The sequence below is a fragment of the Staphylococcus sp. SB1-57 genome, assembly GCF_017086425.1.
Taxonomy (GTDB): Bacteria; Bacillota; Bacilli; order Staphylococcales; family Staphylococcaceae; genus Staphylococcus; species Staphylococcus warneri_A.
In genome coordinates this window covers 664,646-676,268 of sequence record NZ_CP070964.1, presented here as the reverse complement: position 1 = coordinate 676,268, position 11,623 = coordinate 664,646, and the positions used below count along the sequence as shown (strand labels likewise).

Genomic DNA, 11,623 nt, shown 5'->3' with positions numbered 1-11,623 from the left:
TCACCCTCTTTTATATAATTCTATTAAATGTGACATGACATCTTTTAATAAAATCGTAGTCATTAAATGGTCTTGACCATGCATCATTGTCACACTATATGCGATATCTTCTCCTTGAGCTTCTTTAGCTAAAAGACTAGTTTGTGCTTTATTCGCATCTGCAATAAGGCTTTTGCCTTCTTCAATTAAAGCTTCAGCTTTGTCGAAATCTTTATTTTGTGCGGCTGTTAATGCTTCTAAAAACTTAGAACGTGCATCTCCCGCAAATGCCACAATTTCAAATCCAATTAATTGTACTTCTTCTCTATTCATGAGCGCTATACTCCCCTCAAATCAATGTCATTTATTTCCAAGATGTTGCTGTTTTAGTAAGTACTTTGTTAAGATCATCGATATTTTTAAATCCAGTTGTACGTAACCACTCACGAGCTGCTGCTTCACCTTGTTCAATATATACTTGAACAGCACCTGCCCATGTAGCACGTCCACAAAGTACACCATTAAATTTGGCACCTGCTTCATGTGCAAATTTTAATGTTTCTTGGAATAATTCGGCAGATACACCAGCACTTAAATAAATGTATGGTAAATTTGTTGCAGCCTCTTGATCTCTGAAATGTTGTGCCGCTTCTTCTTTAGTATAAACAACCTCTCCATCTGCAAAGCCTTCAACATATTTCATATTTACAGGTACCTCTACTTTTAATACATCAACGTTGAAACGAGGTTCAGAGAATAATTTCATAGCTTCATTCACTTTTCTAGGTTTCACTTTTGCAAATTCAACACTACCGTTATCTGCAATATTGTCATCATATGATAGAACTTCTAAGAAGAATGGAATATCTTCTGCAACACATTCTGAACCGATTCTTTCGATATAAGCTTGCTTTTGAATATTGATTTGTTCTTCATCATCAACGTCATAATATAATAAGAATTTAACTGCGTCTGCGCCTTGTTCTTTTAGTCGTTTTGCTGACCATTCAACTAAACAATCTGGTAAGCGGCCTTTAGCATTTACGTCGTAACCAGTTTTTTCATAAGCTAATAATAAACCACACTTTTTATTTCTTGCTTCTGTTGCAGGTAAGCCATATTCTGGGTCAAGTAAGATAGATGAAGCATATTGAGTTAATTCTTCTGCTACTAAAACTTTTAATTGTTCAATTTGTTCAACTGTCGGCTCACCAGTTTGATATTTAGCCATCATACGTTTTAAAGCACCACGTTGGTCAAATGCAAGTGCTGAAATAACACCTTGTTCATTACTTAATTGTGAAATTGCTGCCGTTTTATTTTGAGTTTTTACCATTATTTACACCTCTAATAATTCAATTTGATGATACAAATCATCATAATTATTTAAATTGACATATCCAGTACGTGATTCTTGAGCATTCAACATACCTAATGTATTCGCCTTTTTAAGTAGTTGCTCATCACTCTCACGATTTAACAATGCAGAAGCGATACCAGCTACTGTAGAGTCACCTGAACCAACTGGGTTTAATACTTCGATAGATGGAATATTAACTTTATAGAATTGATTATGATGCTTAGCAAACATACCTTTAGCACCTAATGACACAATAACCCATTCAATATCATTGAAAATGGGATTGTTAAGTGCTTTCTTAAGTCCTTCTATACTTTCATCCACTGGTTGATTTAAAAGTTGATATAGTTCATCTATATTAGGTTTTATGACTGTTGGTTTGAATGACGAGTGTATAGATGTCATTAATGTGTCACCAGAACTATCTAGTATGACTGGTAATTGATGTTCATGACATTTCTCAATAATCTTTGAATAATAATCCTGATTTAATCCTTTTGGTAAGCTACCTGATATGGCTACAACATCTATTTTTTTAATTAATGTATCAACGTGTTTTAAAAAATTAGCCCCTTCTTCTTTACTAATCGTAGGACCTTGTTCTAAAATTTCTGTTTGCTTTCCTTGATGTAGTACTGCAATACAATTTCTCGTTAGCTCATTAATTTTGAAAAATGAATGTTTAATTTGTGAATCGTCTAATTGATTTTCAATAAAATCTCCTAATGGACCACCTAGTAATCCACTAGCAGTAACTGGCTCACCTACTTGACTTAATACACGTGTCACATTAAGACCTTTACCACCTGCTGTTTTATCAATATTTGATACTCGATTAACTGTATCGAGATGAAACGCTTCAATTGCATATGAAATATCTACTGATGGATTTAATGTTAGTGTTAATATCATATGCGTCATCCTTTAATCGTGATATTCGCCTTTGTCCCATTTTTCTAAAAATTCATCGAAGAAATGAGGATCAGCTTGATCTGCATTATGCGTTTCTAAATGTTTAATTTTTGCAATTAACTTTTCATTTTTTTCTGTTGGTTTATATTTAACATCGATAAATGCTTCGATAATATCGCACATTAAAAGTTCACCAATGATTTTCCCACCAAAACCAATGACATTTGCATTGAGTTCTTCTTTAGCGTATAGTGCTGATGTCATATCACGTACAAGTGCTGCTCTAACGCCTGGGACTTTATTTACTGCATTGTTTATCCCTACACCTGTTCCGCAAATACAAATACCTAAATCTGCATTTCCACTAGTGACTTGTTCTCCTACTTTTTTTCCGAAGATTGGATAATGTGTTCTTGTAAAATCATAAGTCCCAACGTCAATGACTTCATGACCTTTTGATTTTAAGAATTGTGAAACTTCCATTTTTGTATCAGTTACTATATGATCGCAACCTAAAGCTATCTTCATTTTTTATCCTCCTTTAATTAGCACATTTTATTAAGCATATCTACACGTATTTGATGACGTCCGCGATCATAGTGACCATTAACGAATCCTTTAACTACATTTTTAGCTAAAGTATCCCCTACAATTTCTGAACCCATAGTGATCATTTTTGAATTGTTGTGACCTCTTGTCATATAAGCAGATCTTTCATCCGATACTTCTGCAGCAATCATGCCTTTAATTTTTGTAGCAGTCATAAAGCTACCTACACCAAAAGCATCGATTGCAATTCCTAAATTGTCATCGTTCTTTTGTACTTCTTTCGCTATGGCAAGTGTAGAATCAACGAAATCTAATTCTTTACCTTCTGTTACGTCTAAAACATCGAAATTCTTTTCAACTAGGTATGTTTTAATTAAATCTTTTAAACGTTTACCATCAACATCTGATCCAATAATGATTGTCATAAAAAATCTCCTTTTTGATTTATTAATTAAAAGCGACTTTCAAAAATTAGAGAAAAGGCTTTCAAATCTTCATGTTTAAATTATAAACGTAATCAAACATTAATTCAACATAATATGTTGCTATTTTGTTTGAATTCATAGTTTATTCAAACATTTATAATTAAATTGTGTGATTATCACACATTAATGTTTGGGAAATTGATTAAAACTGTTGAATTTATGAACAAAATAAAAACCTTGAATCGATTGATTCAAGGTTTTTGTTAATTTTAATATTATTCTACGACTTCAATATATGATTTTATTTGATCTAACTTTTCATTATCCGTTACATCCATAACGACTGTTGTCAAGTCATCTAAATGACAAAAAGATGTGAAATCTTCTTTTCCAACTTTCGAATGGTCGATGAGCAAATACTTCTCAATAGAATGTTCTAATGCAAGTTGTTGTGTATATGCTTCATCCATTGAAGAAGTCATGACAACACCATTTTTAACACCATTGCTACTAAAGAACATTTTACTAAAACGTAGTTTTTCAAGTATCGTATTGGCCATTTCACCTACAAATGCTTCGGTCAAATGTCTCATTTCCCCGCCTAATAAGTAGACACGGAAATTAGTGGTTTGTTTTTCTAATAGTATTTTGTATACAGGTAAACAATTCGTAATGACTGTAAGTGAATGATGATTAATCTCTTCTGCTAAAATTTCTACAGTAGTTCCAGGTCCTAAAAATAAAGTATCACCATCTTCAATTAATGAAATTGCTTTTTTAGCTATATACCTTTTTTCTTCCATTTGATGTGTGTGTTTTTCTTTATGTGACATCTCTTTATACTGAAAAGTAGAGTTACTTCGTGCACCACCATGTATTTTCGTCAATATACCTTGGTTTTCAAGTTCTACTAGATCTCTTCTTACAGTCATATCGGAAACATTTAATCCATCTACTATTTCATTGGTTCTCACAGTTCCTTTTTTATTTACTAATTTAGCAATCGCATCTAAACGGTCGTGCTTATTCACTTTATTTTGCCTCCTTAATTAGGCTCTACAATATATTATTGATTGTAATATAATGATATTTAAACATAAATATTACTCACTATGTCTCTACTAATGTTTAACATGCTAGTTTTATGTAAATTCCATCTTATATTGACCCTTTATTAAATTACAGGCGTCTTCAATATCAATAGCTTTATTATTATAATATCATTGTAAAGTGTTTTTGTGATTGAGATAAAGTTAAAGTATAGATAAATTTTTATGAAAATGGGGTGTCTTTTTGAAGAATAAAATTGAATCTTTAAAAAATATACTAAATCAATCTAGTAACATTGTATTTTTTACAGGTGCAGGTGTTTCGGTAGCAAGCGGTGTACCTGACTTTCGCTCTATGGGAGGATTATTTGATGAAATATCTAAAGAAGGTTATTCTCCAGAATATTTATTAAGTCGCGATTATTTACAAGATGATCCAAAAGGTTTTATTAATTTTTGTCATAAAAGATTAATGTACATAGATAAGGCTCCAAATACTGTTCATCAATGGATCGCCCAATTAGAAGATGAGGAAAAATCTTTAGGTGTCATTACACAGAATATCGATGGATTCCATTCGGATGCAGGTAGCAAGCACGTAGATGAGTTGCATGGGTCACTTAACACCTTTTATTGCAATCAATGTCATCAACAATATTCTAAAAAAGACGTCATTGAAAGACAATTAAAGCAATGCGATATCTGCGGCGCAACTATTCGACCTGACATCGTATTATACGGGGAAATGTTGGATCAAAATGTTATAATGCGTGCAATACAGAAAATTGAAAATGCAGACACATTAGTTGTACTAGGCTCTTCTTTAGTGGTGCAACCTGCTGCTGGTCTCATATCCAATTTCAAAGGTGACAATTTAATTATTATCAATAAAGATAATACCCCTTATGACTCTTATGCTTCTTTAGTCATTAATGATGACATGATAGATGTTGTTTCAGAATTAAATAAATAACACAAAAAAAGCACTTCTCGATATTTCGAGAAGTGCTTGATTTACTCTAAACTCATTATGATAAATGATAGTTAATTGCTTGAGAAATATATTCTGTAATATATGGATTTTTGTATCGTTTAAAATAATTATTAAACCTTTCATCATTTTGATATGTATCTGCTATTAAACAAAGCATTTGATTATCAAAAATTCCAATTTGGTTCATAAAATCTTTCCACTCATATACGACATCATACGCATTTCTAGCATTCACTTTATGTAAAGACAGATTATTAAATTTTTGAAAGATTTCTTCAAACTTTTTCATTTTTTCTTCATTAAATAGAGTTTCACCATTAGATATAATGAATTCTTTATAAGTATCTGTATGTCCATATTTTAATTTTGCTTCTTCTCGATATTGCTCTAAAGGTATACTATTTAATTCTTCAATTTCAGTAATTGGAACATCTTTAATATACTTTTCAACTGCACTCTTTGTATTTTCTAAACTTTCTATTTTTCTCTTTAAAATTTCTTTCTGATTTTGTAATATTAATTTCAATTCACTATCATTTTTATTGATAAATTTACTTATATCTTTAATACTCATATCCATGTTTTTTAATAACATTATTTTTTGTAACTTTACTAAATCTTTCTGAGAATATATACGATGATTGCTTTCATTCTTTTTAACTTTTAGTAATGCAATTTCATCATAATAATGTAGTGTTCTTTTGGTTACCCCTGTTATTTTCATAATGTCTTTTAAACTATATTGGTATTCCAAAATGCTTCCACCTCATTTAAAATTTCATTTGCTGACATTATTGTTGCTTTTTCAATACTAGATTTTGTTTTTTCTAAATAATATTTTATTAAGTAATACCCACATGTATAACCAGCAGCGTATGGTATCCCCTTAGATTTGCCACCATATGATTTTGAAATTTCATCACCATATAAATAAGGGATTGATTCAAAAATATTATTAATAGTTAAATTATTCTTTATAAGATTTTTGATTAATTTTTGGTTCTTATTCCAGTCTGTTGATGTTACCCATGGACCTATATAATCTGTACCATATAATGATTCCACAAAATTTTCTGCTAAACTTTCAGCTACAATTAATTCTGCTAATGAACCACCATCCCAATCAACATATTGATATCTAATATTATGATTAATTTCATGAGCAATTGCACTTTTAACTCTACTTAATGTATAATTATTAGGTACTAACGATAAAATAATGTACCCTGGTATGCCCCCATCCCCAACATAATTTTGATTCAAGAACATAGTGGGTTTATTTTCATCACCTAATAAAGCTGTAAATATATATTCTTTTATTTTAGGTTGAACATCAGACATTTCAAATCGATTTATTGCACGCTTTATTGAATGTTCACAATCATTCCAAAAATGGTTATCCATTTCTTTTATCTTGTCTATGTCATTTAATTTAATCTCACTAGGAATAATATGCGATTGTCCTAAATATGAAAATATATCAAAATTATTACTGCTCTTTTTATCAAAAGGTATCTGCTGTATTTGAAACTTCATTTCAAACTCTCTAAGTACTTTCTCTTTAAAATATTTGTTTCGTTTATCTTTTTCCATACTAACAAGTTGTCTGTATACTTCATCAGATCTAATTAATTTTATATTGTACATATGATTTTTACCTCCTTACAACTAACATAAGGGATAACGTAACGTTACTTTCAAGAAATATTTATAATTAATATTAACTTTAAATAACACAAAAAAGCACTTCTCGATGTTTCGAGAAGTGCTTTTTGCTCTATTAAGTGTAAACCAATTGGTTTGCGAACAAGTTCGCAACAATCTTGGCAATATTAACGTTTTGAGAATTGAGGTGAACGACGAGCTTTTTTAAGACCTGGTTTTTTACGTTCTTTCATACGTGGGTCACGTGTTAATAATCCAGCGCGTTTTAAAGAACCTCTGTATTCAGGATCTGCTTCTAATAATGCACGAGCGATTCCGTGACGGATAGCTTGTGCTTGTCCTGTGAATCCACCACCGTGAACGTTAACTAAAACGTCATAGTTACCTTTAGTTTCAGTAACATCGAATGGTTGGTTTAAGTCTAAGATTAATGATTCAAATGGTAAGTAGTCACGTACGTCACGGTTGTTAACTTTGATGTTACCTTCACCTGGTACTAAACGTACACGTGCTACTGAGTTTTTACGACGGCCTGTGCCTTTATATTCAACTTGTGCCAATGTAATTTCCTCCTTCTAATTAACCACGTAACTCGTAGTTTTCTGGTTGTTGTGCAGCGTGTGGATGTTCAGCGCCACCATATACAAATAATTTTTTACCTTGTTTTTCGCCTAAACGACTACTTGGTAGCATACCTTTAATTGAAGTTTCAAGTAAACGTTCTGGGTTAGTTCTTCTTAATTCACCAGCAGAAATTGATTTTAAACCACCTGGGTGATTTGAGTGACGGTAATACATTTTGTCTTGTTCTTTATTACCAGTGAATTGAATTTTTGAAGCGTTGATAATGATTACATAATCACCTGTATCAACGTGTGGTGTATAAGTTACTTTATTTTTACCGCGTAAGATAGATGCTACTTCTGATGATAAACGACCTAATGTTTGGCCTTCAGCATCGATAACATACCATTTGCGCTCAATGTTTGATTCATTTGCCATAAATGTTTGACGCATAATAATTGTCCTCCTAAAAATAAATGCTTCGTTTTAGACTCTAGACAAACTTGATTAACAATCGTTACTTCCGTAATGTCTATATTCTATTTGGTTTGATTTAAAAATTGTTACGATTTAAAGCGTAGATTTCATTTATTTTGTTAACTGTTGTTCTATTTTGCTTATATATCTTGTAACACAATAAGATTCCGGGGCTTATCGTGGGGTGGATATAAAACAATACCGTTAATAATCTTATAATTTCATAGGCCTTTTGTCAATGCAATTCAATCATTTTGTAATGATTTTTTATAATGTATTTTAATTTGGTCTCCAAAGTCTTTAATTAGTGCTTTATCTGATAAATACACTTTTTCTAAATATAGCCCTTCGGATGGTGCTGTAAAAGGTATTTTATTCCTATTTTTCTCTTCTAGTAATTGGGGGATTTCTTCTGGACTTCTTTTACCTTTTCCTACTTCTATTAAAAAGGCAACTAGTACACGAACCATATTATATAAAAAGCCTGATCCGGTAACGATATAATCAAAGCCTTCATCAGTTTTAACTATTTCACTTTGGTATAAGGTCCTCACCTTACTCTCTACTTCTGTTTTTTGTGAACAGAATCCAGTAAAGTCGTGGGTACCTATAAATAGTTTTGCAGCTTCATTCATCTGATTTAAATCTAATGAATCTGCTATATACGTTTTCAATCCACTTTGAAATGGATCGCGATGCTTAGCTTGATAAACTTTATATCGATACCGTTTTCCTACACAATCATATCTACAATGAAAATCTTCATCGACTTGTTTAACAGATTTAACATATATATCATCTGGTAAGGCACTATTCATTGCATATTGCCATTTGCTATTTTCAATTTGTAATTCTGTATCAAAATGAAAATATTGTTGGTACGCGTGTACACCTCTATCAGTACGACTAGAAGGATGTATACTTATGTGCCGTTTATGCATTCTTTTTAGTATTTTTTCAAATTGTTGTTGTACAGTTCTACCTTGTTGTTGAATTTGAAATCCTAAAAATTGGTTACCTTGATATTCAATTTCTACTAAAATACGCAATCATTTACACTCCCATAAATTTAATTAACAATAATACACCCAATATAGGAATTAATAGTAACAATATCAATGTATCTCTCAGACGCCACTGAAGGAGTCTGTAGCTCGTTCTTTCTGCATGTGCATCATAACCCCTTACTTCCATAGCAATCGCTAATTCCTCTGCTCTTTGAAAGGCAGAAATAAACAATGGAATCATCAATGGAATAAATGCTTTAATTCTTGTTATGAAGCCTCCAGAACTTATTTCTGAGCCTCTAGACTTTTGCGCTAAAATAATTTTGTCTAATTCATCCATAAGTGTTGGTATAAATCTTAACGCGATAGACATCATCATACTTAATTGATGTACAGGTAGCTTCAACCATTTTAAAGGTGTTAATAATTTTTCAAACGCATCTGTCAAATCAATAGGACTTGTTGAAAGCGTCATTACAGTCGCTATCATAACAATAAAGATTAAACGTAAAGAAATATAAACGCCTTCTAAAATCCCCTTACTTTCAATAGATATAAAGTGCCAATGTAAAAGGATTGCTCCACCTTTTGTAAAAAATACGTGCATTAAAAATGTAAATATTAAAAAGACAAATATTGGTGTTAATCCTTTAATTAAAAACATAAAATTAATTTTAGCCATTCTCACAATTAATAAAATCAATATAAACAACCATGCATATGTACCAAAGGAATGGCATAAAAAGATAAAAATAATAAAAACGAACACAAATATTAGTTTTGATCTTGGATCTAAATGGTGTATAAATGAATTGCTAGGAAGATATCGTCCAATTATTAATTTATTTTTCATTTTGCCACTCCCTGTACAACTCAGCGAATTCTTCCTCTGTTAAAGCAGTGGATGGTAATTTTGTCTGATATTTTGTTTCAAAGTCTTTTTGTAAACAAACAACATCCGGTAAGGTGATATGCCATTGGTTAAGTATGTCAGGTTGACTAAAAAGCGTTCTAGGATTTTCAATTGCCTGTACCTCACCTTTTTGCATTACAATGATTTCTTCAGCGTATTTAGCAACATCATTCATATCATGAGTCACTAGTATAATTGTCTTATGCTGCTCTAATTGTAATTTTTTTAGTAAAGTCATAACTTGATGTCTACTTTTAGGGTCTAAACCTGCTGTTGGCTCATCGACAACGATAATATCTGGATCCATAGCTAAAATAGAAACTAATGCTAATTTTCTCATTTGGCCACCCGACATTTGAAACGGTGATAGAGACATGACATTTCGTGAAAAACCAAGTTCTAATAACATATCAAAAGCATTATTTTTCACTTCTTGTACATTCATGTTGAAATTTTTCGGTCCAAATCCAATTTCCTTTTCTACAGTATCTTCAAAAAGCTGTGATTCTGGAAACTGGAATACCATACCTACATGTTTACGTATGGGTCTTAAAAACTTATCTTTTGTTTTACTGTCTATATGCTTTTCATTAAAATCTATTGAACCACTTGTAGGTTTTAGAAGCGCATTTATATGTTGAATCAATGTTGATTTGCCACTACCAGTTTGTCCCACAATGGCATAATAATGGCCTTGTTTAAATCTAAGTGAAATATTATTTAAAGCCTTGAACTCATATGGTGTTTTAGGTTGGTAAATATAACTCACATTATTCATATTTAAACTCATAATTGATTAACCAACCCTTCATATGTGACAAATGATGAACTTTCAAACAATAATTGATTCATTTTCATAGAAAAAGGTAGTTCAAGCCCTATTTTCATGAGTTGATCAACATCATTATAGATTTCACTTGGTTTACCTTGTTTATAAATTCTTCCGTGATTCATAACAATAATATTATCTGCGTTCATCGTTTCAGATAAATCATGGGTAATAGAAATGATAGTAATTTGTTGTTCCTTTTGAAGTTCTTTTACTAATTGTAATAATGATGATTTAGCTACAGGATCTAACATTGATGTAGCTTCATCTAAAATGATAACTGACGGATTTAATGCTAAAACACTAGCAATAGCTACTCTTTGTTTTTGACCTCCTGATAATGAATGTGGTTCATATTCTGCTAAATCTAACATATCAACTTGTTTAAGTGAAGTTGTTACTTTTTCCTGCATTTCATGATAAGGTACTGAATGATTTTCCAGACCAAAGGCAACATCATACTTAACAATTGCTCCTACAAATTGATTATCTGGATTTTGAAAAACAATGCCAATCTGCTTTCTTATTTGGGCTATATTATCTTTATTAATTTTATGATTATTAAACAAGATTTGCCCTTCATCGGATTCTTCAATACCTACCATTAGTTTAGTAACAGTTGATTTACCTGAACCATTGTGACCAACTATACTCGTCCATTGACCTCGAGGAATATGAAATGATACGTCATTTAAAGTGAAGGCAGAATCACTTTGGTATTTAAATGATACATTTTTAAATTCAATAATATTATCTTCTTCCTTCACTTTTATTCCCCCTTTTAATTTTAATTACCTTTAACATTTTACATTATTTAATATCATATGTATACGTGTTCATAATGATTAAAAGTATTTTGTATGTAGAACTATAATGTATTAAAAAAAGCTGAAGATATGA

General features: G+C 31.2%; 15 protein-coding genes. 1 reads left to right on the top strand and 14 read right to left on the bottom strand.

Annotation, left to right across the window (positions count from 1 at the left end; genetic code table 11):
- The 6 genes from JX000_RS03280 to JX000_RS03255 all read right to left on the bottom strand — a co-directional run bounded on the left by JX000_RS03280 (position 1) and on the right by JX000_RS03255 (position 4,256).
- Entirely contained in the window at positions 1 to 312 is a 312-nt protein-coding gene (locus JX000_RS03280; RefSeq protein WP_206140879.1) for a PTS lactose/cellobiose transporter subunit IIA, read from the bottom strand.
- A 31-nt stretch (positions 313 to 343) separates the two neighbouring features.
- Positions 344 to 1,315, bottom strand: a complete 972-nt coding sequence (gene lacD / locus JX000_RS03275) for a tagatose-bisphosphate aldolase (protein ID WP_206140878.1) — start codon at positions 1,313 to 1,315, stop codon at positions 344 to 346.
- 3 nt (positions 1,316 to 1,318) lie between these two features.
- Positions 1,319 to 2,251 (bottom strand): tagatose-6-phosphate kinase, encoded by a 933-nt coding sequence (lacC, locus tag JX000_RS03270; protein WP_206140877.1) that lies wholly within the window; start codon positions 2,249 to 2,251, stop codon positions 1,319 to 1,321.
- 12 nt (positions 2,252 to 2,263) lie between these two features.
- Positions 2,264 to 2,779: a galactose-6-phosphate isomerase subunit LacB gene (lacB, locus tag JX000_RS03265; protein ID WP_206140876.1), complete on the bottom strand. Its 516-nt coding sequence runs from the start codon at positions 2,777 to 2,779 to the stop codon at positions 2,264 to 2,266.
- A 17-nt stretch (positions 2,780 to 2,796) separates the two neighbouring features.
- Positions 2,797 to 3,225, bottom strand: coding sequence for a galactose-6-phosphate isomerase subunit LacA (lacA, locus tag JX000_RS03260; protein WP_206140875.1), 429 nt, complete (start codon positions 3,223 to 3,225; stop codon positions 2,797 to 2,799).
- A 275-nt stretch (positions 3,226 to 3,500) separates the two neighbouring features.
- Complete coding sequence (locus JX000_RS03255; RefSeq protein ID WP_206140874.1) at positions 3,501 to 4,256, bottom strand: DeoR/GlpR family DNA-binding transcription regulator; 756 nt, start codon at positions 4,254 to 4,256, stop codon at positions 3,501 to 3,503.
- Between the two features lie 262 nt (positions 4,257 to 4,518).
- On the opposite strand from JX000_RS03255, the gene JX000_RS03250 reads away from it, so the two are divergent.
- Positions 4,519 to 5,247: an NAD-dependent protein deacylase gene (locus JX000_RS03250; protein WP_206140873.1), complete on the top strand. Its 729-nt coding sequence runs from the start codon at positions 4,519 to 4,521 to the stop codon at positions 5,245 to 5,247.
- 55 nt (positions 5,248 to 5,302) lie between these two features.
- Here the strand turns inward: JX000_RS03250 and JX000_RS03245 are convergent, their stop codons facing one another.
- The 8 genes from JX000_RS03245 to JX000_RS03210 form a co-directional block, all read right to left on the bottom strand.
- On the bottom strand, positions 5,303 to 6,022 hold the full coding sequence (locus JX000_RS03245; protein ID WP_002450499.1) for a MerR family transcriptional regulator: 720 nt from the start codon (positions 6,020 to 6,022) through the stop codon (positions 5,303 to 5,305).
- Positions 6,001 to 6,915, bottom strand: a complete 915-nt coding sequence (locus tag JX000_RS03240; RefSeq protein WP_206140872.1) for a DUF2268 domain-containing putative Zn-dependent protease — start codon at positions 6,913 to 6,915, stop codon at positions 6,001 to 6,003. Before JX000_RS03240 ends, JX000_RS03245 begins: the two co-directional genes overlap by 22 nt.
- A 185-nt stretch (positions 6,916 to 7,100) precedes the next feature.
- Positions 7,101 to 7,493 (bottom strand): 30S ribosomal protein S9, encoded by a 393-nt coding sequence (gene rpsI, locus JX000_RS03235; RefSeq protein WP_002450501.1) that lies wholly within the window; start codon positions 7,491 to 7,493, stop codon positions 7,101 to 7,103.
- Positions 7,494 to 7,512: 19 nt separating this feature from the next.
- Positions 7,513 to 7,950, bottom strand: a complete 438-nt coding sequence (rplM, locus tag JX000_RS03230) for a 50S ribosomal protein L13 (protein WP_002450502.1) — start codon at positions 7,948 to 7,950, stop codon at positions 7,513 to 7,515.
- Positions 7,951 to 8,219: 269 nt separating this feature from the next.
- Positions 8,220 to 9,023, bottom strand: a complete 804-nt coding sequence (truA, locus tag JX000_RS03225) for a tRNA pseudouridine(38-40) synthase TruA (protein ID WP_002450503.1) — start codon at positions 9,021 to 9,023, stop codon at positions 8,220 to 8,222.
- A 4-nt stretch (positions 9,024 to 9,027) separates the two neighbouring features.
- Positions 9,028 to 9,834 (bottom strand): energy-coupling factor transporter transmembrane component T family protein, encoded by an 807-nt coding sequence (locus JX000_RS03220; protein ID WP_206140871.1) that lies wholly within the window; start codon positions 9,832 to 9,834, stop codon positions 9,028 to 9,030.
- The gene (locus tag JX000_RS03215) at positions 9,824 to 10,684 is read right to left on the bottom strand and encodes an energy-coupling factor transporter ATPase (RefSeq protein WP_206140870.1); all 861 of its coding nucleotides are present in this window, start codon (positions 10,682 to 10,684) and stop codon (positions 9,824 to 9,826) included. The genes JX000_RS03220 and JX000_RS03215 overlap by 11 nt, the downstream gene beginning before the upstream one ends.
- Positions 10,681 to 11,490: an energy-coupling factor transporter ATPase gene (locus JX000_RS03210; protein WP_002450506.1), complete on the bottom strand. Its 810-nt coding sequence runs from the start codon at positions 11,488 to 11,490 to the stop codon at positions 10,681 to 10,683. Before JX000_RS03210 ends, JX000_RS03215 begins: the two co-directional genes overlap by 4 nt.
- Positions 11,491 to 11,623: the final 133 nt, after the last annotated feature.